The 24,637-nt window shown below is 37.5% G+C and carries 19 protein-coding genes and 2 riboswitches; of the genes, 13 read left to right on the plus strand and 6 right to left on the minus strand.

The window, feature by feature from the left end; genetic code table 11:
• Positions 1-3: 3 nt before the first annotated feature.
• Together ACFO3O_RS18435 and ACFO3O_RS18440 are read right to left on the minus strand one after the other, a co-directional pair.
• Positions 4-681 carry a response regulator transcription factor gene (locus ACFO3O_RS18435; protein WP_379981570.1) on the minus strand — a complete coding sequence of 226 codons (678 nt, stop codon included), beginning with the start codon at positions 679-681 and terminating at the stop codon, positions 4-6.
• Positions 674-2,281: a sensor histidine kinase gene (locus tag ACFO3O_RS18440; RefSeq protein ID WP_379981572.1), complete on the minus strand. Its 1,608-nt coding sequence runs from the start codon at positions 2,279-2,281 to the stop codon at positions 674-676. Before ACFO3O_RS18440 ends, ACFO3O_RS18435 begins: the two co-directional genes overlap by 8 nt.
• A gap of 141 nt (positions 2,282-2,422) precedes the next feature.
• On the opposite strand from ACFO3O_RS18440, the gene ACFO3O_RS18445 reads away from it, so the two are divergent.
• The 7 genes from ACFO3O_RS18445 (at position 2,423) to ACFO3O_RS18475 (ending at position 9,491) form a co-directional block, all read left to right on the plus strand.
• Complete coding sequence (locus ACFO3O_RS18445; protein ID WP_379981573.1) at positions 2,423-2,938, plus strand: hypothetical protein; 516 nt, start codon at positions 2,423-2,425, stop codon at positions 2,936-2,938.
• Between the two features lie 23 nt (positions 2,939-2,961).
• Positions 2,962-3,792 (plus strand): GLPGLI family protein, encoded by an 831-nt coding sequence (locus tag ACFO3O_RS18450; RefSeq protein WP_379981575.1) that lies wholly within the window; start codon positions 2,962-2,964, stop codon positions 3,790-3,792.
• 111 nt (positions 3,793-3,903) lie between these two features.
• Positions 3,904-4,794: a GLPGLI family protein gene (locus tag ACFO3O_RS18455; protein ID WP_379981577.1), complete on the plus strand. Its 891-nt coding sequence runs from the start codon at positions 3,904-3,906 to the stop codon at positions 4,792-4,794.
• A gap of 104 nt (positions 4,795-4,898) precedes the next feature.
• Positions 4,899-7,646 carry a carboxypeptidase regulatory-like domain-containing protein gene (locus ACFO3O_RS18460; protein ID WP_379981579.1) on the plus strand — a complete coding sequence of 916 codons (2,748 nt, stop codon included), beginning with the start codon at positions 4,899-4,901 and terminating at the stop codon, positions 7,644-7,646.
• A 38-nt stretch (positions 7,647-7,684) separates the two neighbouring features.
• Positions 7,685-8,464 (plus strand): TlpA family protein disulfide reductase, encoded by a 780-nt coding sequence (locus ACFO3O_RS18465; protein WP_379981581.1) that lies wholly within the window; start codon positions 7,685-7,687, stop codon positions 8,462-8,464.
• 23 nt (positions 8,465-8,487) lie between these two features.
• Entirely contained in the window at positions 8,488-9,036 is a 549-nt protein-coding gene (locus tag ACFO3O_RS18470; RefSeq protein ID WP_379981583.1) for a CIA30 family protein, read from the plus strand.
• An 8-nt stretch (positions 9,037-9,044) separates the two neighbouring features.
• Entirely contained in the window at positions 9,045-9,491 is a 447-nt protein-coding gene (locus ACFO3O_RS18475) for a DUF1572 family protein (protein ID WP_379981585.1), read from the plus strand.
• Between the two features lie 5 nt (positions 9,492-9,496).
• Here the strand turns inward: ACFO3O_RS18475 and ACFO3O_RS18480 are convergent, their stop codons facing one another.
• The 4 genes from ACFO3O_RS18480 to ACFO3O_RS18495 form a co-directional block, all read right to left on the minus strand.
• Entirely contained in the window at positions 9,497-9,853 is a 357-nt protein-coding gene (locus ACFO3O_RS18480; RefSeq protein ID WP_379981587.1) for a hypothetical protein, read from the minus strand.
• Between the two features lie 290 nt (positions 9,854-10,143).
• The gene (locus tag ACFO3O_RS18485; RefSeq protein ID WP_379981589.1) at positions 10,144-11,775 is read right to left on the minus strand and encodes a serine hydrolase; all 1,632 of its coding nucleotides are present in this window, start codon (positions 11,773-11,775) and stop codon (positions 10,144-10,146) included.
• Positions 11,776-11,952: 177 nt separating this feature from the next.
• Positions 11,953-13,206 (minus strand): methionine adenosyltransferase, encoded by a 1,254-nt coding sequence (metK, locus tag ACFO3O_RS18490; protein WP_379981591.1) that lies wholly within the window; start codon positions 13,204-13,206, stop codon positions 11,953-11,955.
• 672 nt (positions 13,207-13,878) lie between these two features.
• A complete protein-coding gene (locus ACFO3O_RS18495; RefSeq protein WP_379981593.1) occupies positions 13,879-14,613 on the minus strand; it encodes a nitroreductase family protein in 735 nt (244 codons plus the stop codon).
• A gap of 433 nt (positions 14,614-15,046) precedes the next feature.
• A riboswitch (SAM riboswitch) is annotated at positions 15,047-15,168 on the plus strand.
• Between the two features lie 228 nt (positions 15,169-15,396).
• Here ACFO3O_RS18495 and ACFO3O_RS18500 point away from each other — a divergent pair.
• From ACFO3O_RS18500 to ACFO3O_RS18525, 6 genes are all read left to right on the plus strand, one after another.
• Complete coding sequence (locus ACFO3O_RS18500; protein ID WP_379981595.1) at positions 15,397-16,689, plus strand: O-acetylhomoserine aminocarboxypropyltransferase/cysteine synthase family protein; 1,293 nt, start codon at positions 15,397-15,399, stop codon at positions 16,687-16,689.
• 69 nt (positions 16,690-16,758) lie between these two features.
• Positions 16,759-17,739, plus strand: a complete 981-nt coding sequence (locus ACFO3O_RS18505; RefSeq protein WP_379981597.1) for an alpha/beta fold hydrolase — start codon at positions 16,759-16,761, stop codon at positions 17,737-17,739.
• Positions 17,727-18,788, plus strand: coding sequence for a homoserine dehydrogenase family protein (locus tag ACFO3O_RS18510; RefSeq protein ID WP_379981599.1), 1,062 nt, complete (start codon positions 17,727-17,729; stop codon positions 18,786-18,788). The genes ACFO3O_RS18505 and ACFO3O_RS18510 overlap by 13 nt, the downstream gene beginning before the upstream one ends.
• The gene (locus ACFO3O_RS18515; protein WP_379981601.1) at positions 18,788-19,960 is read left to right on the plus strand and encodes a trans-sulfuration enzyme family protein; all 1,173 of its coding nucleotides are present in this window, start codon (positions 18,788-18,790) and stop codon (positions 19,958-19,960) included. The genes ACFO3O_RS18510 and ACFO3O_RS18515 overlap by 1 nt, the downstream gene beginning before the upstream one ends.
• Positions 19,961-20,184: 224 nt before the next feature.
• Positions 20,185-20,287: riboswitch (SAM riboswitch) on the plus strand.
• 119 nt (positions 20,288-20,406) lie between these two features.
• Positions 20,407-21,402 carry a homocysteine S-methyltransferase family protein gene (locus ACFO3O_RS18520; protein ID WP_379981603.1) on the plus strand — a complete coding sequence of 332 codons (996 nt, stop codon included), beginning with the start codon at positions 20,407-20,409 and terminating at the stop codon, positions 21,400-21,402.
• Positions 21,402-24,566 carry a vitamin B12 dependent-methionine synthase activation domain-containing protein gene (locus ACFO3O_RS18525; RefSeq protein WP_379981605.1) on the plus strand — a complete coding sequence of 1,055 codons (3,165 nt, stop codon included), beginning with the start codon at positions 21,402-21,404 and terminating at the stop codon, positions 24,564-24,566. The genes ACFO3O_RS18520 and ACFO3O_RS18525 overlap by 1 nt, the downstream gene beginning before the upstream one ends.
• Positions 24,567-24,637: the final 71 nt, after the last annotated feature.

Genomic DNA, 24,637 nt, shown 5'->3' on the forward strand with positions numbered 1-24,637 from the left:
TGATTAGCAGATGAGTTTATATCCGTATCCTCTCACATTCACAATAGAGATATTAGGATCTTCTTTTAGTTTTTTACGCAATTTGGTGATAAACACATCCATAGATCTGCCATTAAAAAAATCATCATCACCCCATAATTTTTTGAGGATAAGGGAGCGATCGAGGACTTGGTTTTTATTTTTATATAAATGAAATAACAGATGCGCCTCACGGTGAGTGAGGTTTTGTTCGCTTTCGCGAAAGCGTAATACCTGCTTTGGAAATTCAAAGATATATTCTCCTATTTTTAAGGTATCTGCATTTTTTTGTTCGAGACTTCGATTAAGTAAATTATTGATACGTACAATTAACTCTTCAATACTAAAGGGTTTTTTTAAATAATCATTACCCCCGATACTGAATCCTTCTACGACATCTGCTGTTTGGGATTTTGCGGTGAGAAATATGATAGGAGTGGTGTCATCTATCTTTCTGATTTCTTTGGCAACGGTGAATCCATCCATCTTAGGCATCATCACATCCAAGACTACAATAGCGGGTTGATCGTTTATGAAAGTCTGAAGAGCTTGTTCTCCATCAATACAAAGGGTGACTTCAAAATCACGCGTTTCTAGGCTTTCTTTTACGATTTGGCCTAATGCAGGTTCATCTTCAGCGAGGAGTAGTTTGATTTTAGACATACGGTAAAAGAATTTTAAATTGAGTTGGATTCGTAGTGACGACAATACTTCCTTCGTGTTTTTCTATAATGACTTTGGTATAATAAAGACCGATTCCAAAACCTTTCACATCATGGGTGTTGCCTTTGGGAACTCGGTAAAATTTTTCAAAAATCTGAGATACTTGGGTTTTTGTAAGGGTATTTCCTGAATCAGAAATAATAATCTCAACACCAAGTTTGAGCTTTTGAATTGTTATTTTTATGGTGTCTCCACCATATTTTATGGCATTATCTACGATGTTGTCTAGGGCATTTTCTATGTGAAATGCATCTACAGAAGTCCAAATATTATCTTCTTGTGATTCAAAAGTGATCTTTTTTTCTAGGTGGGTAGCGACATATTTCTGATGGATAGTCTCTAAAAGTAAAACCATATTGGTTTCCTGTTTGTTTAGAGCTAGTGCTTCACTATTAATGGTTGCTGTTTCTAGCAATTTCTCGACCATGGTGTTGAGCTTTGTTACTTGCTGAGAAGACATTTCAACATATTTTTTTGTTTTTTCTAGGTCATTTGAAGCATTAAAATGCTGAATACTCTCCATGGCAACTCCTATGGTAGCAATGGGTGTTTTAAACTCATGAGTCATATTACTGATGAAATCGTTTTTGATTTCAGCGAGTTGTTTTTGTTGCTGTATGATATGAAGTAAATACAGTAAACTCCCTATCACTGCACCTAATAAAAGTAATGATAATAATATGCCTAAAAGATTTCTCTTCAATACAATTCCTGCCATATTTTCAACACCAGCTTTTAAGGTATATTTTTCAGGTAGTAATAATGATGTAGAAGTGACAACAAGATCATCTATTAAAGGCGTAACTTGATGTGTTGTACTCGTGTCTTGATATGAAATATTATAGGTGCTACGTATGTTTTTTCTAGAAAGTTCATGTAAAAACAAAGAGTCTATGGTGGGAATATCTACAGTGTCATCACTAAAAGACAATACAATTTTAGTAGTTAAATTTTGTAATGCGTTTGTTCGTAAAGAGTCTCCTAGTGCTATTTTTCCTAGCCTGTATATAGTGTCCTGGTGTTTATGGTTGTTTAATCTTCTTAAGATAGTGTCAATATTTTGACCATCAATACTTCTTATCGTTAATGAACTCTTGGGATTAAGAGAATCTTTTTCGTAACGACTCCTTTGGAAGGATGTTAAAGGTTTAGTGGAATGCTGTATAATCGAGTCTATTTCTTCAGAAGTGGCGCCTTCTATAGTGAGATAATCATCAGAAAGCACAGAGTCAGTAATAACAATAGAGGATAGATTTTTACGAAGACCTTTTGACGTGCGTTCTGAAAAGTTTTTAAAGGGATCTGATTTTAAAAAATCCTTAGGATCAGTTCCTTTACTAAAAAAACCTAGTGTGTTTTGAGCTGCTTTTTGCTCATAATAATTGCTAACGGCATTATCCAAACTGGTTTGTACATCATTAACAAGTTGTTGTTTCCCAACTTGGTAGTTTTTGTAATTCCAATATACCTGTATGGCTAGCGTAATCAGTATGACTGCGCTTATAAAGTATAAAATGGTTTTGTAATTTCTTTCTTGCATACTCCAAAAGTAGGGGGTTGATCCCGTGTAAAAAAATCGGTTAACACACGTTAACGTTGGTTAACCTTAATACACATTCAAGATATGCAAATTTGTAGTGTTGAAAATAATAAACGTCAAAACCTTTAAAACAAAAACAATATGAAAAATCTATTTGCCATCATCGCAATCTTATGTATGACATCAGTAACCTTTGCACAAACCGTTGTAGAGAAAAAAGAAGTCATCACCACAAACGCTCAAGAAAAAGAAAATATACAGGATGTTATTACAACACTTTCTGAAAAACTTCGCACAAAATTAAAAGAAGAAGGAAAATTAAATAAAACTGATATTGTTACTTTAAAAGAGCTGTTAGATGCAATCAATCAAACTCAGCAGGCAGAAAATAGGTACAATGAAATTTCAATAAAGTCGACAAACCCTTCAGATAACACCTCTATTTCGTATGCCTTATCTATCGCGCCAGATGAAGAAATAGAAATCATAGAAGGAATAAAAGATCTCGATTTAAGTGAATTACAAGAAAAACTAACCGAGTTATCCGTATCAATAAGTAATAGTGATGATATACAATTACTTGTAAAAAAGCTCAAGAAAAAAGAAATGATTGTCATTGAGGAGATTGAAGAAAAGAAAGAAAAAACAAAACATTAAAAATTATATACCTTTACTAGATTATGAAAAATATTATTTTACTTGTTTTAGTATTCGCTTTCGCGAAAGCGAACTCACAAAGCATCCAAGGGGTAGCTACCTACCAAACCCAACGTCATGTAGATATTAAAATGGATAGCACCTCTGGCATGAATGACGAAATGCAAAAAAGTATTCAGGAGCAATTACGGAGACAATTTCAAAAAGAATATACCCTATCTTTTAATGAAGCAGAATCAATGTGGAAAGAAGACGTATCTCTCGATAAGCCGCAAGCACCTTCAAGTAGTGGGATCAGTATTATTGTGAGTGGGAGTAGTGATATTTTATATCAAAATATCAAAGATGCATCGTTCAAACAACAGAGTGAGTTGATGGGTAAACAATTCCTTATAGAAGATACGCTAGAGAAACCCGAATGGAAACTTGAAAAAGAAACAAAAAACATAGGGCAATATACGTGCTTCAAAGCAACACTTACAGAAGAAGTAGAAGAACGTTCTTTTCAAAGCGTTGACGGAGATGGGGAAGAAGGGGTGAATACAGTAACCAAAGTAACGACAGCTTGGTACACACTTGATATTCCTGTGCAACACGGTCCCGACGAGTTTTGGGGATTACCAGGGCTTATTTTGGAAGTAAATGACGGAAAAATGTCAATGATGTGCACACAAGTTATTATTAATCCTAAAGAGGGGGTCGCTATCGAAATTCCTACCAAAGGAAAGAAGGTAAATAGCACAGAATATGAGAAAATCTCAGAAGAAAAAGCCAAAGAAATGATGGAGCGCTATAACACAGGTGGGAGAAAAAAAGGAGGACAAAGCTCATTCTCAATCAAAATAGGAGGATAAGATCAAATCCTGCCAAATCATAAAGTATTCTTAAAAAAAAGAAGTCGCCTAAACTTTGATATACATTTAAGGTCTAATAAAGCAAATTTATAGACGATGGTTTTCAAAAATATGCGATGTGTTACCTTACTTTTTATAAGTCTGTTTGCAGGTACTATGTACGCTCAAGAGATAAAAGGAGTTGTTACATATCAAACCAAGACAACAATGGATTTGTCCCGTTTCTCAAGAGATGGACAACAAATGTCTGAGCAACGCAAAAAGCAGATCATGGAACGCATGAAAAACTTTTTGGAAAAAGAGTTTACACTCACCTTTACTAAGAATGAATCTTTCTACAAAGAAGAAGAGAAGCTCGCTACTCCAGGACAAGGAGGAGGCCGTTGGGGAGGTGGTTTTACACAAGGTGGTATTTATAAAAATGTAGATCAGAATACGTATGCACAAGAAAATAATATGTTTGGAAAAGTCTTCTTGATCAAGGATACAATTAACAACTTAGAATGGGAGCTTGTAAAAGAGAGTAAAATGATAGGTCAATATCCTGTTTTCAAAGCTGTCGCCACTAGAAATATAGAGCAAAATATATGGAGCAGAATGGGACGCCGCGCAAGAGATGCTCAAAAAGCTAGAAAAAAAGAGGATGATACGCTTAAAACGGCAAATACAGACGATGAAGAGGCAGAAAAATCCGAGCCTAAAACAGAAGCAATTATTGCTTGGTATACACCAATGATTCCTGCCAGTCACGGTCCGGACGAGTTTGGAGGTCTTCCAGGTTTGATTTTAGAATTGAACACAAGTAACACTACGATACTTTGTACAAAAGTAGTGTTGAATCCTAAGGAAGAAATTGCTATTGAAGTTCCTGAAAAAGGAAAAGAAGTAACCAAAGCAGAATATCAAAAAATCGTAGATGAGAAAGCCAAAGAAATGTCAGAACGTTATGGCGGCCAAAATCGTCGTGGAGGCGGGGGAGGTAGAGGAAGATTTGGTGGGTAGCTAATCATTTAGAAATAACAACACATACTAAGTAAAAGTGCCGAGATCATAGCGTCTTGGAGTAACTAACCAATAAATTCAAAATGTATTTAAAAAGAATAATTTTGGCGCTGCTTTTTGCAATGCCCGTGGCTCTCTTTGCTCAAAGTATAGAACTTAGAGGTACTGTAAAAGACAGTATAGGAAATCCGCTAGAACTAGCAAATATTATTGCTACAAACAAAGCAGAAGGAACGCTTGAATCCTACGGAATTACCGATGCACAGGGGAGGTATAAACTTGAATTACCAGTCAATACAACCTACGAGCTTAAAGTAAGTTATCTAGGCTTGAAATCAGAAATTGTTGATTATGCAGTTCCTGAAAATGCAGCAGATGCAACTAAAGATTTTGTGCTCCTTTCTGATCCAAATCAGCTAGATAATGTTGAGTTAGTCTATGAAATGCCAGTGACCGTAAAAGGGGATACGATTGTGTATAATACAGATAGCTTTACCAACGGGAATGAAAAGAAATTGGGAGATGTCCTTAAAAAACTTCCAGGTGTTGAGGTCACAGATGATGGAGAAATAGAAGTGGATGGTCAAAAAGTCTCTAAAGTAATGATAGAAGGAAAAGACTTTTTTGATGGAGATAGTAAACTAGCTACACAAAACATCCCTGCAGATGCTCTTAAGAAAGTAGAGGTCTTAAAGAATTATAATGAAGTATCTCAAATGCGAGGACTCGGGAATGATCAAGACAATATTGCTATTAACTTGAGATTGAAAGAAGGGAAGAAAAACTTTTGGTTTGGTGATATTACCACCGGAGGTGGAGAAGGCGGAGACGCTTTTAGATATACGGTAAAACCTAAACTGTTTTATTATAGTCCAAAAGGGAGTATTAATATTATAGGGAACTTCAATAATACAGGAGAGGTACCCTTTACTTTTAGAGACTATTTTAATTTTACAGGAGGATTTAGAGGCTTTAATCAGCGTGGCGGAACTTCTTTTAATATTTCTGACGGAGGATTAGGGTTTTTAACTACACAAAATAATCGTGCTAATGAGATCGAATCAGATTTTATAGGAGCTAATTTTACATATAGTCCTTCCAAAACATGGGACTTGAGCGGATTTACGATCCTTAACGATGGACGTACCAACTTTGTAAATAATTCTCTAAACACCTTTATTAATGGAGGTGTTTCTCAGGAGTTTAATGAAGTAAGTGATCAGCGTAATCAATTAGGAATGGTAAAGTTTAGCGCAGTACATAAGCCTAGTACAAATTTACAAGTAGATTATGATGTACTGGCAAAACTTTCTAAACAAACTGAATTTTCTGATGGGACTTCTATTGAACGTTTTATAGATCAAAATGGAAACTCAATAGAAGAAACAGACAACGTAGATCAAAGCAAAGAGAATAGTCCGTTTTCTGTCAATCAAAACTTAAATGTGTATTATACCCTAGACGAGAATAATATTTTTGCGGCGACCGTACAACACCTTTTTCAAGAGGAAGATCCTTTTTATAACGCATTGGTGAGTCAGCAACCTTTCCAATCTGTGTTACCACTCACTACAGATGGACAATCGCTTTTTGATGTCAATCAAGACAAAACGATACGCTCCAATAAACTAGATGCTAAAGTAGATTACTATTATGTCATTAATAATAAGAGTAATATTAATTTGACATTTGGAAGTACCCTAAGCAGACAAGATTTTAATTCCAATATTTTTCAGATTTTAGAAGGGAACGGACGTGAAGATTTTGAAAATTCACAACCCGATCCAATCACAGGAGAAGTAGCCTCTTTGGTAAATGATGTGCAATTTAATTTTAGTGATTGGTTTTTAGGAGCACATTATAAGTTTAAAACAGGGATTTACACCTTTACTCCAGGGCTTACTTTGCATAGATATGGGATCAAAAGTGATCAGGCGGGAGTGGTTACAGAAGATAATCAGTGGGTAGTTCTTCCAGACTTTTTTGCGATCGCTCAATTTGCACAAAGCAAAAGATTACAGTTAAACTATCAAGTAACCGCCCAATATACAGATGTAAGTAATTATGCGGAAGGATTGGTATTTAATAACTTTAACCGCTTGTTTAGAGGGAATCGTAATCTGGAAAATGCATTGTTTCATAACATAAATCTAAATTACTTTAGTTTTAGCATGTTTAATTTCACAAGTATTTTTGGAGGGATTAATTACAGTAGACGTATTGACCCGATCAAAACAGCAGGTGTATTTCAAGGAATTGATCAAATATCATCTCCTATCAATAACACCAACTTCGTAGATGAGACCTATGGTGGTAACGCACGTTTTTCTAAAACCTTTAAAAAGTTTAAGTGGAATGTACGCGGTAATGTCTCTTGGAGCGATTTAAATAATATTATTAATAACGAAGATCGAAATACCAAGAACTTCACTCAGAATTATCAGACTAGTTTTGAAACCAATTTTAAAGAAGCGCCTAATTTTGAAATAGGGTATAACTACACCACCACACGTTCTGATAACGGATTTACAGATCGTACGTTCATTACCAATAGACCCTTTGCAAACATGGAAGTCAACTTTTTAAAAGGATTTACCTTTGGCGCAGACTGGAGCTATTTTGATTATGATGATAATGATGATAGTACTGATATTAGCAATACGTATCAGTTTTTAGAAGCAAACCTCTACTACCAAAAACCAGAGAGTAAATGGGAGTTTCGAGTGCAGGCAACCAACTTACTGGATGTAGATGTGATTAGTAACAATAATGTTAATGATATTCTAATCTCTAATACAGAATACTTTGTGCAGCCTAGATATGTTATCTTTACGGTAAAATACAACCTGTAATATATACGCTTTCGCGAAAGTGTACTCACATAGATAACATGATATTTAGAACAACCTTACAATTAATATGCATCTGTTTTCTGATGCTTATCACATCTTGTAAAAATGATACAACAGCAACCGAAAAATCCATTATTGAAGGACTTACAGAAGTGCCGCAATCAGAATGGGGAGCTTTTGGAACTGAATTAGATAACCTAAAATTCTTTGATAGGGATGGTACAGAACTTTCAGAAGAAGAAACTGATATCTACTTATCTAGTGGCGCGCAACCAAAGCTATACACCGATGAAAATGATATATTAAAGCTAGGTATTATCGAGCCACCCACCGAAGAAGAGAAAAAGGTAATGGAAGAGATGATGGCCAGATTTCAAGCCGAAGAAGAAAAACTTCAAGAGTCTATAGGAACACCTGCATGGAGATTTGATCTTGTAGATTATGACGGAAAACGTGTAACATCAGATGATTTAAAAGGAAAGGTGACTGTTGTGAATTTTTGGTTCAAAGAATGCAAACCGTGTATTCAAGAGATGCCAGAATTAAATGAATTGGTTTCGTCTTTTAAGAGTAATGAAAATGTACAGTTTTTTGGCTTTTCTACCACAGAAAAAGATCAATTACCCTCTTTCTTTGAAAAACACGATTTTGACTACCGTATTATTCCAGATAGTCAATCATATGCCATGGCAACTGGAGTTACTGGATATCCTACCAACATGATTATTGATCAACAGGGAAATATCACTTTCCTGAAAACAGGTTTTATCCCAGGTATCGCAGAAAACATTAAGAAAGAAATACAAAAATTATTATAACCTAGTAAAACAATCCTTAGTAAATGCCGCCCCTAAAAGTAGTCATCACCATTATATCTTTATTTCTTATGACTTCAACACCCTATGATATAGATTTTGGAACCTCTTGCACAGATTGTGATTGGTTTGTAGTGCTGGATGGCGTGATGGGTGGGCGCTCAGATGGAACCGTTACAGAAACGGCTGAAAGTATTATTTTTAAAGGAAGTATATCGCTTGAAAATAATGGAGGCTTTGCATCTTATCGAAGCCCTTATAGAAGCTATGATTTGTCCCCTTTTAAAGAAGTGCATGTCAGATATAAATCTACGGGACAAAACTTCGCATTGACTCTAGCAAATTATCGCAGATTTTATAAACCTAATTTTAAAGCTAGTTTACCCGGAACAAATGGTGAGTGGAAAGAAGTAGTACTCCCACCTTCAAGCTTCAAAAAATACCGACTCGGCAATATGCTATCAGGCAATCCATCATCAGAAGAATTGAAAAATGTAATCCGATTGGGACTCATTTCTAATGACAAAAAAGCAAGTGATTTTATGATGGAGATCGATTATATTCGTTTTAAATAATAATAACGATGGTTATAGACACACTGCAGCAGCTTTACAAAAGAGATCTTACACGACTTAAAACAGAAATCACTTCCTATACCAAAGAAGAAAACCTTTGGATCGTTGATAGAGCGATTGCAAACTCTGGCGGTAACCTTTGCTTACATTTGATAGGGAACCTTAATGCCTTTGTGGGTGCACAGATCGGAAATACGGGATACGTTCGTAACCGTGAGTTTGAATTTTCAGGTAAAGATATTCCAGTGAGTTCGCTAGTCCATCAAATTGATGATACGATAGTTGTTATAGAAAAGGCACTGGCGTCACTAGATGAAAAACAATTGGTAGCCGAGTATCCTATCAAGGTTTTTAAAGAACCTATGACCTACGAATTCTTTCTCATACACCTCTCATCACATCTTACCTATCATTTAGGACAGATTAATTATCACAGACGGTTATTAGATGTGTAGCTGATTTACTGCTTTATTTTAACAGGGACAGGACCTCCATTATTGATCCATCCACCACCTATCTCATCTAGGTTTACATCTAATTCGTCACTGGTGCTTATCCCGTATAGGTTGACTCTCAGCTCATCATAGGTGTCAATGTTTTTGATATTTACATCTAATTGTTCTGTCGTAGAAAGACGCACCGTAATAGACCCATCTTCATTCACAGGGACAAGACTGTAATTACTATTCGCTATAGGAATATTTGTGTTTGATGATGCATGTGCTTTAGGGAATAGATCAGCATCTTTTAAGGCAATAATAGAAAGTGCGATGGCAATTACGGTAAGAACAGATTTTGTGTAACGATCAGTTTTCATAAGTTGTTATTTTAATGTGAGTTTAATTGAGAAATGAATATAATCAAAAATAAAGCCATATCATTTTGTTGTGACAGAACCTTAAAACTCATGTAATGTATTAGAACTTCCTGATGAGGTCTCTTTGATGTGTAATACATCTTGTGTAGAGTATTTATAGTGTATCTCCTCTTGTATTAGGTTTGGTTCAATATAAATTCCGCTTTCGCGAAAGCAGGAAAAAGCATAAAAACACACAAAAAACGGGTAGCTTCTATAAACTACCCGTTTTAAATTTGTGAGAGAAATGATTACTTGATTTTTTCACCTTTCATTTCTTGTCCCCCTTGAAGGAGCATGATATGTGTTACTTGATTTGCTGCATCTCTCGTAAATAGCAACTTGGCAGGTACTACTTTTAAGAAAAATGCATCCGCTTCTTCTCCAAAAACTTCAATTTTTGACTGTCCAGTAGCTTGTGCAAATAGTTGATTCCCTTCGGTGGTAATCACAATACTAAAACTTGGATTTAATTGGTAGGTGCCTGCATATTCTTTAATGATAGCAGGATCTAGTACGATTCCTTCTTTTTCAGCGGCTGGTTTCTCATTGCTTTCCATTCCTTTTTCCTCAGTAATACGATCCTTAAAAAGCACCGTTTTCTTTCCATTTTCTATAGAAAAACGATAGGTAGCAAAGCTATTTTCAAAAGAAAACTCATGATCATTTGTAGGTGAAATTTTAATTTTTCCACCCCCGTCTCGCTGACTATACAATTGGTTGCCTTGAAGCGTTACAAATCGTACTACATTATTTTCAAAAGTATACGTGCCAACCCACTGCTGTAATTGCTCTTTAGATAGTGTCACCGTTTTGTTTTCTGTAAACATAGGTTCGTCCATCACCATGGCAGCAAGCTTTAAAGTGATGTCTTGTGGAGAATTACCATTGGCATTGGTCAATACAATAACATATATGTCTTCATCTGGAATGTATACCCCTTGCGTGACATATCCAAAAATACCACCGCCATGTTCGATGCTTCGTTTATTATTAAGCTCATTAATTTGCCAACCGTAGCCGTAGTTGGTCGGTTTTCCATTATTTAAGAAGGTGTTTGCATGTGCTTTTGCTTTACTGCTAGCCGTGATTAATGTATTATCTCGAATGGCCTTATGCCATAAAAGCATATCGTCTACACAAGACATTAAAGAACCTGCTGCATAAGGGATGGTCATACTTATTTGCGTTGCATTACGAAATCCTTGTGCTGTCGGTTGATACCCAGAAGCTCTGTTTTTTATAATTCTTGATTTGTCTCCATAATAGGAATTTTTCATCCCAAGCGGATCAAAAATACGTTGTTGGATAAAGTCCTCGTAGGTAATTCCCGATACTTTTTCAATAATATATCCTAAAACGATGTATCCAGAATTATTATAAAACCATTGTTCTCCTGGTTGAAAATCGACAGGTTCATCTTTAAAATAATCTATAATTTCTATCGGAGTTTTATCATTTTTACCAAAAGCATTAAGCCCTTGCATTGCGGTATAACTTTTAATCCCTGAGGTATGATTAAGGAGTTGGTGAATGGTGATCTGATCGCCATTAGGATAGGAGGGAAGGTACTTTGAGAGTTTGTCTTGGACACTTAGTTTTCCTTCTTCCTCTAGCATTAAAATAGAAACTGCTGTAAACTGCTTCGTAATGGATCCTATTTCAAAAACGTGATTAGGATTCATAGCCACATCATTTTCGAGATTGGCTTTTCCAAAGGCATTTCGATATAAGACGTTTCCTTTTTTGGCAACCAAGACGGTGGCTCCAGGGCCATCGTCAGGGTATTTTTCCTGTAATAGTTGATCAAAGGTCGCAGTAATATTCTGAGCACTTAGGGAAGTGACAAAGAAGAGAATGAGTAGTGTTTTAAAAAATTTCATGTGATTGATTTTGATTGATTGGCTATAAGACGCTCTTGTGGATGTGTTGGTTACATTAAAAATAGAGAATTTTTGTGTACGCTTATTTCCCCCCGTCGAGATAGTTTCGCGAAAGCATAAAAAAAGAGGTAACTATGATAGGTTACCTCTTACTATTATTTTTGAGACGATACTTTCTTAGAATCCGAAAGCCGCTTTTACATTGTCTACGTAATCAAGTTTTTCCCACGTAAATAGCTCTACTTCGATATCCTTTTTGGTACCATCTATGCGTTCAAATGTTTTGGTGACAGTTTCGTTTTTACGTCCCATGTGTCCGTATGCAGCCGTTTCGCTATACATAGGCGAACGAAGTTTTAGGCGTGACTCGATAGAAGCGGGGCGCATATCAAAAATTTCAGTGACTTTTTGTGCGATTTCGCCATCAGTCATATTGAGATGCGAAGTCCCGTAGGTGTCTACAAAAATTCCCATAGGTTCTACCACACCAATCGCATAGGATACTTGTACCAGAATCTCATCTGCTATACCAGCAGCCACCAAGTTTTTTGCAATATGACGTGTAGCATAAGCCGCACTACGGTCTACTTTAGAAGGATCTTTTCCTGAGAAAGCCCCACCACCGTGAGCCCCTTTTCCTCCGTACGTATCTACAATAATCTTACGACCTGTGAGTCCTGTATCTCCGTGAGGGCCTCCTATCACAAACTTTCCAGTCGGGTTGATGTGATACTTAATGTCATCATTAAATAAGGCTGCTACCTGAGCAGGAAGTTTTGCAACCAATCTAGGAATTAAGATATCTACAATATCCTTACGGATTTTGGCAAGCATGGCCTCATCTTCATCAAAATCGTCGTGTTGTGTAGAAACAACAATCGCATCAATGCGTTGCGGTACATTATCATCACTATACTCTATGGTCACCTGGCTTTTAGAGTCTGGGCGTAAATACGTTATTTCTTTTCCTTCGCGACGCAGATCTGCTAACTCAATTAATAATTTATGAGAAAGATCTAACGCAAGAGGCATTAGGTTTTCTGTTTCTTTGGTGGCATAGCCAAACATCATTCCTTGGTCTCCGGCTCCTTGCTCTTCTTTAGATGCACGATCGACTCCGCGGTTGATATCGTCAGATTGCTCGTGAATTGCCGAAAAGACCCCGCAGGAATTTCCATCAAACATATACTCACTTTTGGTGTATCCAATTTTATTAATGGTGTTACGTGCAATTTTCTGCACATCGAGATAGGTATTGCTTTTTACTTCTCCTGCGAGTACGACTTGTCCTGTGGTAACAAGGGTTTCACAAGCTACTTTTGATTCGGGATCAAAGGCAAGGAAGTTATCTATAAGTGCATCAGAGATTTGATCTGCTACTTTATCTGGGTGTCCTTCAGAGACACTTTCTGAAGTAAATAAATAGGCCATTAGCTATGTGTTTGATAGTTGGAAGTCGATTTGACGAAAGCACCTTGAGAAAATTACGCCGAGATTGAAGTTTCAATCGTACAGTAATGATTTTAGGCATTTTTTTAAGAGGTTGCAAGCAGTCAAATCTTTCCTCATTATTACGAGTGCAAATGTAAGTAAACTTTTAAAATTACCAAGCGTATTTACAATCTCTTAACGAGGTGGTGAGCAAACTCCTTTTTTGTAGCTTTTAGCACAAAAAAGGGAGCTTGCGACTCCGTTACTTGGTTCTTCAAATCTTTCCTAAATGAAACCTCTTAACGAGGTGGTGAAGCACATTATTATTTTGTAAAATGTGTAGTACAAAATAATAGGATGCGACTCCGGATACTTTAATACAAATCTTTTCCTAGCGTTTTTTTAATGGAGTAATGAGCAAACTCCTTTTTTGTAGTTTTTAGCACAAAAAAGGGAGCTTGCGACTCCGTTACTTGGTTCTTCAAATCTTTCCTAAATGAAACCTCTTAACGAGTTGGTGAAGCACATTATTATTTTGTAAAATGCGTAGCACAAAAAAATGTGTTTGTGATTTCATGTTTTTAAATCTGAAAATCTACCACTAAGAGACCAGTGTTTTTTTGTGTAGCATTCTTGAAGTGTTTAAAACCTTTAGTTTGCTGTGTTTTTAAATTAAATATTGGCAGGTTCATTGAGATGGAGCCAAGTACTCCAAGTAGATTGTTCTTTGCCTTCATTTCTTTTTGCTCCTGGAATGATTGTAGCTTTTCTTTTCTCAACATCTTCTGGAAATAAAAAAATAGCACCTAATAAAATTTCGTTCATAGGTATTCCTAAATAATCTCTAGCTACTTTATCTCTTAGCTTTCCGCCAGAAGACCAATAGGTAGGTATATTTCTAGCCGTAGCCCCGATAAGAATGTTTTGAATGGCACAAGACGTAGCAGCAATATGTTCCATATTCATCCCGTTTCCATCAAAAGGAAGAGGTTCAAACATTCGCTCTGTAGTAACATCTTGTGAATTTTCTCTAGGAGGATGCGGTAGCCAAGTGACCATTAATAAGGCATCAGCTGCAGCAAGCATGTCTCGTATTTTATCTTTTTTTATAGCAGGATTTTTAATATAGAAATATAAATAACGACAAGCTTCCGTATCCAAAACATAAAACCGCCAAGGCACACAAGAGTCAAGTTCGCTTTTAGCCTTTGCATAATACTTCTCGTCTATTTTATAATGATAAGGTGCGTATTGGGCTAAATCTAAGAGTTCTTGAATGTTTTGTTTGAGTAATTCTTTTTTAGTGGGATCAATATCCCATGGTTCCTCGGCTAACACTTTTTGCGTTTTTCTGCTGATTATAGTTTGATCAATAATCTCAATTTTAGTACTATTTTTTCTTTCCATAGGTTGGTTTATTAGAAGCTGCACAATAACAGATTAGATGATAAAAGAGTTCCTTTGTTTACATTGTAAATAATAAGTATTTGGTCAAGATATGTAATCAGTAATTTTGTGTACTTTCTACTATTCTAATACGTTTTGTCAACGTAAAGTAAAGAAACTATTTTTATTTAGAATAAATAAAAATAGTTAATTTTAAGTAAAATTTTAAAAAGTTCATTTGAATCTAAGGCGAAAAGCAACTATGATAGTAACTGATTAAAAATAATAATCAATCATAAAACATAAATATTTTTTATAAAAATTAAATAATGTAGAAAATAAATCTACAAAAATTGAAATAATTGATTTTAACAGAAAATTTTTCACAAAAAGTTTGGAAACCTCATTTTTCTGTTGCAATATTTGCACTCACAAAGTTCAACAACGTATTGAAATGTTATCAAGAAAGGCTGAGGGAATGACCCTATGACGCCTTAGCAACCCTTTCACTTAGAAAGAAGGTGCTACATTCTACCCAAGAATCGCTCATTACCGAAACTTGAGGATAGATAACATCGAGCTACGCCAAAAGCGTAGTTTATGTTTTTTCTTATAATATTTTTCTTAATGAGACCCTTTTTGAAAAGTGGCAACACAACGTATTCAAAAAAGACCGTCGAATTAATTCTGTTACACAGCGGGATCTAAAGTCTATATACATTTCAAAGTATAGATGTTCAACTTTTGTTTTTAATCCACTCACACGAGGTGATGGGGAAATTATTAAACTCAAAAAAGAGAAAAATGAGTACACAAAAATTAGCAACCAAAGCATTGCACGCAGGACACGATTATGCAGCAAACGGAGGCACTAGAGCAGTGCCTATTTACCAAAGTACCGCCTATGTCTTTAGAGACGCAGACCACGCTGCAAACCTATTCAACCTTTCAGAGCCAGGTTTTATTTACACCCGTCTCAATAATCCTACCAACGACATTTTAGAAAAACGCCTTACGGAGATCGAAGGAGGCCTAGCAGCGGTTGTGACCGCATCAGGTACAGCGGCGATTAATACAGCGCTATTAACCTTGTTAAAGCAAGGGGATCATATTGTCGCATCTAGTAGTTTGTATGGAGGTACCTATAATTTATTGAGCGTCACCCTGCCTCGTTTTGGCATTACGACCACGTTTGTAGATCCTTCAGATCCTGAAAATTTTGAGAAGGCAGCACAAGAAAACACCCGTGCTTTCTTTGTAGAATCGTTAGGAAACCCAAAACTTGATGTATTGGATTTGAAAGGGATTTCCGCTTTCGCGAAAGCGCATAAAGTCCCCTTCATCGTAGATAATACGGTAGCGACTCCCGCTTTACTAAATCCTATCGAGCATGGTGCCGATATCGTTATTCACTCACTCACAAAATACATAAATGGAAACGGTACCTCTCTAGGGGGCGTGATCATAGATGCTGGGAAATTTGATTGGAGTAACGGGAAGTTCCCAGAATTCACAGAACCTTCCGCAGGATATCATGGACTCGTATATCACGATGTATTAGGCCCCGCAGCATTCATCGCTAAAGTCCGCATCGAAGGATTGCGTGATCATGGCGCAGCACTGAGTCCCTTTAATGCGTTTCAGATTTTACAAGGTTTAGAAACCTTAGACATTCGTGTTCAAAAACATTCGGAGAATGCACTAGCATTAGCCAAATGGTTACAAACACGTGACGAAGTCGCATGGGTGAATTATCCAGGATTGGAAAGTAGCGTCTATAAACATCTTGCAGATGTATACCTGCCCAAAGGGCAAAGTGGGATTGTCACCTTTGGCATAAAGGGAGGTTTTGAAAGTGCCAAAACCATTGCCAATGAAACGCAATTATTCTCATTACTTGCCAATATAGGCGATAGTAAATCGCTTATTATTCATCCAGCGAGTACAACACACCAGCAACTAACTGTCGAGGAGCAAGCAAGCACAGGGGTGACGAGTGATTTGATCCGATTATCAGTGGGTCTGGAAGATATTGAAGACTTAAAAGAAGATCTTATCGCTGCTTTTGCCAAAGTAGATAAGAAAGCATTTGCATAATTAATTTTAGTTAGGTAAGTGAGGGCTTCTTTTATTTGAAAAGAAGCCCCACTTTATATACACAAAACAATGCTACAAAGTCTTCATATCCCCTCTTTTCAAACCCATACAGGCTATACCTGTGATCTCACGGTGACCTATCAATTATTTGGTCAGACGTTGGGTGAAGCACCTATAGTTTTGGTCAATCATGCGCTTACAGGAAATTCTTCTGTCACTGGAGACCATGGTTGGTGGAGTGACCTGATAGGAAAAAATAAGGCGATTGATACTGATGGTTACACCATCTTAGCGATAGATATTCCCGGCAATGGGTATGATGGACAACTAGATCATCTTATTACGGAGTATAGCCAATTTCATAATCGAGATATCGCTCAGATTCAAATGAAGGTGATTAATCATCTGAACATAAATTCCCTTTTTGCGGTCATTGGTGGTTCGTTGGGAGGACAAATTGCTTGGGAACTTGCGGTGCAAAATCCCGCACTTATTGAGCACTTAATCCCCGTCGCTACCGATTGGAAAGCGACCGATTGGGTGATTGCACAATGCAGTATTCAAGAGCAGATTTTACATAATTCTACACAGCCGTTGCATGATGCTCGCATGCATGCGATGACTTTTTACAGAACAGCGGCTTCCTTTACAGCCAAGTTTAATCGTTCTATTCATTTAGAAAAAGGGATGTATAATGTAAAGAGTTGGTTATTACATCACGGTAAACGTTTGGAAGCGCGTTTTGAATTAAGCACGTATAAACTCATGAATCATTTACTCGGATCGGCATCTATTACGGATGGTAGAGGAGAAATCCAAGAGCTTTTGCAACCCATTAAAAGTACAGTCCATTTAGTGGCTATAGATTCTGATGGCTTGTTTTATCCAGAACCTATATATCAAACCTATCAGCTTCTTCAAGAGGCAGATGTGCCGAGTTATTACCATGAGATTCATTCTATTCATGGGCATGATGCTTTTTTGATCGAGTACGAACAATTGAGCACTATTATCAAACCTATATTTCAAAAACAACTATGTCACAAATAAATATTGCCATTTTTGGCATCGGTAATGTGGGGAGTACGCTCATCAAACAAATAGCCGAATACAATAAAAAAACAACGTCAAATACCTTAAATGTATTTGCGATTGCCAATTCAAAACTTGTATTATTTGAAAATAATGCGACTGGAGGTTGGAGTGCAAATTTTGAAACAAAATCAACTTCCTATACACTTGAAGATGTGTACGCTTTCGCGAAAGCGAACTCCTACAAAAATCTATTGGCCGTAGATGTCACGGCGAGCTCTGAGTTTGTAACAAATTACATCGACTTGGTGGAGCATGGATTTCATATTGTCACAGCCAATAAGATAGCCAATACACTTACGTATGATTTCTATCAAGAACTACGGGATATCTTGGAAGTAAATCAAAAGAAATTTTTATACGAAACCAATGTAGGAGCTGGATTACCCATCATTGAAACTATAAAGAACCTTTATGAAAGTGGTGAAGAAATACATAAAATACGAGGGGTGTTTTCGGGTTCGTTGAGTTATTTATTCAATACTTTCTCAGAAGAAGAAAAAAGCTTTTCAGAAATTCTAAAGGAAGCAGATGCGCTTGGTCTCACCGAACCTGATGCGCGCGAAGACCTTTCTGGTAAAGATGTCGCTAGAAAATTGTTGATTTTAGGAAGAGAAGTGGGGCTAACCAAAGAATTTAAGGATGTAAAAATCCAATCGCTAGTGCCCGCAGCATTGAATGGGAAGACGACTCTATCTCAATTTCGCGAAAGCGTAAAAACCCTCGATCCTTTTTTTGCAGAGAGTAAATCAAAATTAGGAAGTGGTGAGGTGCTTCGTCATGTGGGAGAATTAAACCTGAAAACCAGCAAATTAGAGGTTAAACTTGTTCAAGAATCCAAAACAACAGCATTGGGTCAAACCAAAGGCGCAGACGCTATTTTTGAGATTTATACCAAATCGTATGGAGATCAACCATTAGTTATTCAAGGCGCTGGTGCTGGAAAAGCGGTAACCGCGAGAGGTGTTTTGGGAGATATTTTAAAAATTGCAACGAGTTTAAACTAATGATATCTAAAAACCCTGAAACTGTAGCGATACGCACACAACTAGCGCGTACACAGTATCAAGAGCACTCAGTGCCTATGTACCTCACGTCTAGTTTTGTCTTTGATGATGCCGAAGAGATGAGAGCCTCTTTTGCCGAAGAAAAACAACGCAATGTGTATAGTCGCTACAGTAATCCGAATTGTGCAGAGTTGGTAGAAAAAATGTGTTTGCTAGAAGGCGCAGAAGCAGGAACTACGTTTGCCACTGGAATGAGTGCGATTTTTAGCACCTTTGCAGCATTGCTGGATAGCGGAGATCATGTGCTTTCGGCACGTTCTATTTTTGGAAATACACATAGCTTGTTCACAAAATATTTCCCAAAATGGAATATTTCACATTCCTACTTTGATGTGAACGCACTAGAAGATATAGAAAGTTTAATTCGGTCAGAAACTAAGATTTTATACGTAGAGTCTCCAACAAATCCAGCGACTGATATTGTAGATTTAGCATGGTTGGGTGCGCTTTCGCGAAAGCATCACCTGATTTTTATTGTAGATAATTGTTTTGCAACACCGTATCTACAACAACCTATACAATGGGGTGCCGATATTGTGATACATTCAGCTACCAAATTATTAGACGGCCAAGGACGAGTTATGGGAGGGATTTCTGTGGGCAATGAATCGCTTATCGATACCGTGTATCGCTTTGCTAAAATTACAGGGCCAGCATTATCTCCTTTTAATGCATGGACCTTATCCAAAAGTTTGGAAACACTTGCTGTGAGAGTAGAAAAGCATTGTGATAATGCGCTACAATTAGCACAGCAACTAGAAAAACATCCTAAAATACAGCAAGTACGCTATCCTTTTTTACCATCACATCCACAACACGAATTGGCTAAAAAACAAATGAAAAAGGGAGGAAATATTGTCACGATAGAAGTTAGTGGTGGATTAGAAAGTGGGCGTGCATTTTTGAATGCGATTCAGATGTGTTCCTTGACTGCAAATCTAGGAGATACGCGAACTATTGTAAGCCATCCTGCAAGTACGACCCATGGGAAATTAAGTCCAAAAGAGCGCCAAGAGGTAGGGATCACCGATGGTTTGATTCGCATCTCGGTAGGATTGGAACATATTCAGGATATTATCCACGATGTTGAAAAGGCATTAGAGCGTATTTAGTTTTTTTAAAAAGGAATAAAAACAAATAGAAAACCCACACAGCGTAAAAACTGATATGAGAAAGCAATGTCTCTTGTTATAAATCTATAAATAAGAGAAATTGCAGATAAATTTTCTGTTGTATTTTGTTTATTTAATTTATACAGAAAATTTATCTAGTAAAGATTGTATAATCATTTTTATATCGCAATATTTGCAATAACAAAAGTTCAGTACACATTGAAAAGTTATCAAGAAAGGTGGAGGGATTAGACCCTGTGAAACCTTAGCAACCCTTTCCCTTGAAAGAAGGTGCTACATTCTATCCGTTATTGGTATAGATAACACACAAATAGGTGAAACCTATACATACTCTTGATACATATTTTTAGTTGTAACCCCTAAACAGGAGTGCCTCTATATTCTTTTCAAGACGTATTGCGCTTAACGATTGATTAGAAACCAAAATGAATACATTACATAAAGCGCTTAAAGAACGCATTCTCGTCTTAGATGGCGCCATGGGAACCATGCTTCAAGCGTATAGGTTTACTGAAGAAGATTTTCGAGGAGAACGATTTAAAGACTTTCACCTTTCTGTAAAAGGGAATAATGATATGCTCTCACTTACCCAACCCGAGGCGATCGCTGAGGTACATCGTAAGTATTTTGCTGCAGGTGCAGATATTGTAGAGACCAATACATTTTCTAGTACGACCATTGCGATGGCAGATTATGAAATGGAGGATTATGTGTATGATTTGAATTTCGCTTCCGCGAAAATCGCCAAAGAAGTCGCACAATCGTTCACCGAAAAAGAACCACACAAACCGCGTTTTGTTGCAGGAAGTATCGGGCCTACCAATAAAACAGCCAGTATGTCTCCAGATGTCAATGACCCAGGATACAGAGCCGTGAGTTTTGATGAGTTACGTGTGGCGTACAAGCAACAAGTAGAAGCCCTCATGGATGGTGGTGTAGATATTCTGCTCGTCGAAACCGTGTTTGATACCTTAAATGCAAAAGCCTGCCTCTTCGCCATCGAAGAAGTAAAAGAAGAACGCAATTCTAATATTCCCGTCATGGTAAGTGGTACGATTACAGATGCTTCAGGACGTACACTTTCAGGACAAACTGCCGAGGCTTTTTTAATATCGATTTCTCATATTCCTCTAGTATCGGTTGGTTTTAACTGTGCATTAGGTGCGAGTCAGTTGCAACCTCACCTAGAAGCGATTGCGAGTAAAACTCCGTACGGAATCTCAGCCCACCCCAATGCAGGCTTACCAAATGCCTTTGGAGAATATGACCAAACACCAGCTCAAATGGCAGCCCAAATCAAAAACTATATAGACAAGAATCTTGTCAATATTATAGGCGGTTGTTGTGGCACAACGCCAGACCATATCAAAGCCATCGCAAAAATAGCCGAAGGCGTAACACCAAGACCCATCATCCTATAATGAGCAGTACCCCTAAATACATGCAACTTTCAGGTCTAGAACCTTTGATTATTACTCCGGAAAGTAATTTTATTAATGTAGGTGAGCGTACTAATGTAGCGGGCTCTAAGAAGTTCTTGCGACTCATCAAAGAAGGCAACTTTGACGAAGCGCTATCTGTGGCTCGTGACCAAGTAGAGAATGGTGCCCAGATCATTGATATTAATATGGATGACGGTTTGATAGATGGCAAAGAGGCCATGGTCAAGTTTCTAAATCTTGTAATTGCTGAGCCCGATATTTCTCGAGTGCCTATCATGATTGATAGCTCTAAATGGGAAATTATAGAAGCGGGTCTTCAAGTTGTGCAAGGGAAATGTGTTGTCAACTCTATAAGCCTTAAAGAAGGAGAAGCACAATTCAAACAACAAGCAAAACGTATCAAAAGATATGGTGCCGCTGTGATTGTGATGGCTTTTGATGAGGTTGGACAAGCAGATACCTATGACCGCCGTATAGAAATCGCCAAACGATCGTATGATATTCTTGTGAATGAAGTCAATTTCCCTCCAGAAGATATCATTTTTGATCTTAATATTTTTCCCGTCGCTACGGGCATGGATGAGCATAAGCTGAATGCCATTGATTTTATAGAAGGTACCCGATGGGTGCGACAAAATTTACCACATTGTAGCGTGAGCGGAGGTGTGAGTAATGTTTCTTTTAGCTTTCGCGGAAATAATGCCGTGCGTGAAGCTATGCACTCTGTGTTTTTATACCATGCCATTAAAGCGGGTATGAATATGGGAATTGTCAACCCAGCCATGCTAGAAGTATATGACGATATTCCAAAAGATTTACTAGAGCGTGTAGAAGATGTGATTCTCAACCGAAGGGATGATGCCACCGAACGCTTATTGGATTTTGCCGAAACCGTTGGTCAAAAAGCAGTTACTGAAAAAGAGGCAGAGGCTTGGCGCGAAGAAGACGTTCAAAGCCGGATTACAAGAGCACTCGTCAAAGGAATTGATAAATACATCGTAGAAGATGTAGAAGAAGCACGTTTGTCAGTAGATGCTCCTATAAAAGTAATTGAAGGACATCTTATGACGGGCATGAATGTCGTGGGTGACCTTTTTGGGAGTGGTAAAATGTTCCTACCACAAGTGGTAAAAAGTGCGCGCGTTATGAAAAAAGCGGTAGCGTATTTGTTACCTTTTATTGAAGACGCGAAAAAAGCCCCCCAACCCCCAAAGGGGGAGTTGCAAGCTTGGCAAACGGCAAACCCTGTTTTATATAGTTTACTTAAGAACCACGCAAAAAAAATGCGGAATAAGCCTACAGAGGCAGAAGCGATGCTTTGGAATGCCTTGTCTGGTAAAAATTTAAAAGGATTTAAATTCAGAAGACAGCATATTATAGGGCAATTTATTGCAGATTTTGTCTGTCTTAAAAAGAATTTAATTGTCGAAATTGATGGATCAATTCATCAATTACCTGAAAATCAAATAAACGACCAAGAGCGAACGGACTGGTTAGAAGATAAAGGTTTTAGAGTCATTCGTTTTACAAATCGTCAAGTATTACATCAGATAGATATAGTTCTGGAAGAGATTTTGGAAGCGCTTGAGTCGGAAACTCCCCCTTCGGGGGTTGGGGGGCATGGCAAGGTATTGATGGCGACTGTTAAGGGAGATGTCCATGATATTGGAAAAAATATTGTTTCGGTGGTCTTAGCCTGTAATAATTATGAAATTATTGACTTAGGGGTGATGGTACCACCAGAAAAAATAATTGCATCGGCTATAGAGAATCAAGTGGATATTATTGGCCTAAGCGGATTGATTACACCGTCGCTAGATGAGATGGTCTATCTCGCTAAAGAACTGCAACGTCAAGATATTAAAATTCCCATTTTGATTGGAGGTGCTACAACCAGTAAAGCGCATACCGCTGTAAAAATTGATCCGCAGTATGAAAATGCGGTGGTACATGTAAATGATGCCTCTCGTGCGGTGACTGTCGTAGGAAATTTATTGCAGAAAGACACTCAAATGACCTTTAAAAGCGAATTAAAAGAGGAATATACACGCTTTCGCGAAAGCTTTCACTCGCGTCAACAAATCAAAGAATATCTAAGTATTGAAAAAGCACGTGCTAATAAATTTAAGATCGATTGGAAGCCTGAGGATATTAGTAAACCGAAAGCATTAGGAATTCAAGTGATAGAAGATTTTGATCTTAAAAAATTAGAAGATTACATTGATTGGAGTCCGTTTTTTAGAAGTTGGGATTTGCACGGAAGATATCCAAATATCTTAACCGATACCGTGGTAGGAAAACAAGCCACGGAGCTTTTTGAAGATGCGCAAGACATGCTTCAGCAGATTTTTGATGAAAAATGGCTTACTGCCAAAGCCACATTTGGGCTCTTTGAAGCAAACTCCATAAACGATGATGATATTCTTATCTGTTCGAGCGCAGTCGAGAACCTAAAACAAGAAAGCACTACAAATTGTCACCCTGAGCCTGTCGAAGGGCACGTTAAGAGTATAGAGGGGGTTCATGAAACAAAGAAAATATTTCGTACCCTCCGCCAACAATCTAAAAAAGCAGCAGGGAAATTTAATATGGCCTTAGCAGATTTTATCGCTCCAAAAGAAAGCGGCTTACAAGATTATATGGGTGCGTTTTGTGTCACCACAGGATTTGGAACCGCAGAAAAAGCAAGGCAATTCGAAGAAGCCCTTGACGATTATAATGCGATTATGATCAAAGCACTCGCAGATCGTCTTGCCGAAGCTTTTGCAGAATACTTGCACAAGGAAGTCCGCATAAAGTATTGGGGATATGCGAGTCAAGAAGACTTAGATAATGCAGATTTAATCAAAGAAAAATATAGGGGAATCCGTCCAGCACCAGGATATCCCGCCTGTCCAGATCATTTGGAGAAAGAAACCATTTGGGAATTATTAGGCGTAAAAGAATCCATTGGGGTTGAACTTACAGAGAGTTTGGCGATGTGGCCAGCAGCAAGTGTAAGTGGGTACTATTTTGCACATCCAGAAGCGAGGTATTTTGGATTGGGAAAAATAAAAGAAGATCAAGTGAGGGATTTTGCAGAGCGGAAGAAAATTGATTTTAAAGTAGCTGAAAAATGGTTGTCACCAAACATAGCAGATTAGGTAGAAAGTATATTTCGCGCCTGCCTGCCGGCAGGAAAGCTGAAAAATGGCTAGCACCTAATATTGCAGAT

Source organism: Dokdonia ponticola, assembly GCF_042653865.1.
In the GTDB taxonomy this organism is placed as follows: Bacteria; Bacteroidota; Bacteroidia; order Flavobacteriales; family Flavobacteriaceae; genus Dokdonia; species Dokdonia ponticola.

What these genes read in the sequence shown, in the direction of transcription:
- ACFO3O_RS18435 (WP_379981570.1), bottom strand. Translation starts at nt 681, where the DNA reads ATGTCTAAAATCAAACTACTCCTCGCTGAAGATGAACCTGCATTAGGC.
- ACFO3O_RS18440 (WP_379981572.1), bottom strand. Translation starts at nt 2,281, where the DNA reads ATGCAAGAAAGAAATTACAAAACCATTTTATACTTTATAAGCGCAGTC.
- ACFO3O_RS18445 (WP_379981573.1), top strand. Translation starts at nt 2,423, where the DNA reads ATGAAAAATCTATTTGCCATCATCGCAATCTTATGTATGACATCAGTA.
- ACFO3O_RS18450 (WP_379981575.1), top strand. Translation starts at nt 2,962, where the DNA reads ATGAAAAATATTATTTTACTTGTTTTAGTATTCGCTTTCGCGAAAGCG.
- ACFO3O_RS18455 (WP_379981577.1), top strand. Translation starts at nt 3,904, where the DNA reads ATGCGATGTGTTACCTTACTTTTTATAAGTCTGTTTGCAGGTACTATG.
- ACFO3O_RS18465 (WP_379981581.1), top strand. Translation starts at nt 7,685, where the DNA reads ATGATATTTAGAACAACCTTACAATTAATATGCATCTGTTTTCTGATG.
- ACFO3O_RS18470 (WP_379981583.1), top strand. Translation starts at nt 8,488, where the DNA reads ATGCCGCCCCTAAAAGTAGTCATCACCATTATATCTTTATTTCTTATG.
- ACFO3O_RS18475 (WP_379981585.1), top strand. Translation starts at nt 9,045, where the DNA reads ATGGTTATAGACACACTGCAGCAGCTTTACAAAAGAGATCTTACACGA.
- ACFO3O_RS18480 (WP_379981587.1), bottom strand. Translation starts at nt 9,853, where the DNA reads ATGAAAACTGATCGTTACACAAAATCTGTTCTTACCGTAATTGCCATC.
- ACFO3O_RS18485 (WP_379981589.1), bottom strand. Translation starts at nt 11,775, where the DNA reads ATGAAATTTTTTAAAACACTACTCATTCTCTTCTTTGTCACTTCCCTA.
- metK (WP_379981591.1), bottom strand. Translation starts at nt 13,206, where the DNA reads ATGGCCTATTTATTTACTTCAGAAAGTGTCTCTGAAGGACACCCAGAT.
- ACFO3O_RS18495 (WP_379981593.1), bottom strand. Translation starts at nt 14,613, where the DNA reads ATGGAAAGAAAAAATAGTACTAAAATTGAGATTATTGATCAAACTATA.
- ACFO3O_RS18500 (WP_379981595.1), top strand. Translation starts at nt 15,397, where the DNA reads ATGAGTACACAAAAATTAGCAACCAAAGCATTGCACGCAGGACACGAT.
- ACFO3O_RS18505 (WP_379981597.1), top strand. Translation starts at nt 16,759, where the DNA reads ATGCTACAAAGTCTTCATATCCCCTCTTTTCAAACCCATACAGGCTAT.
- ACFO3O_RS18510 (WP_379981599.1), top strand. Translation starts at nt 17,727, where the DNA reads ATGTCACAAATAAATATTGCCATTTTTGGCATCGGTAATGTGGGGAGT.
- ACFO3O_RS18515 (WP_379981601.1), top strand. Translation starts at nt 18,788, where the DNA reads ATGATATCTAAAAACCCTGAAACTGTAGCGATACGCACACAACTAGCG.
- ACFO3O_RS18520 (WP_379981603.1), top strand. Translation starts at nt 20,407, where the DNA reads ATGAATACATTACATAAAGCGCTTAAAGAACGCATTCTCGTCTTAGAT.
- ACFO3O_RS18525 (WP_379981605.1), top strand. Translation starts at nt 21,402, where the DNA reads ATGAGCAGTACCCCTAAATACATGCAACTTTCAGGTCTAGAACCTTTG.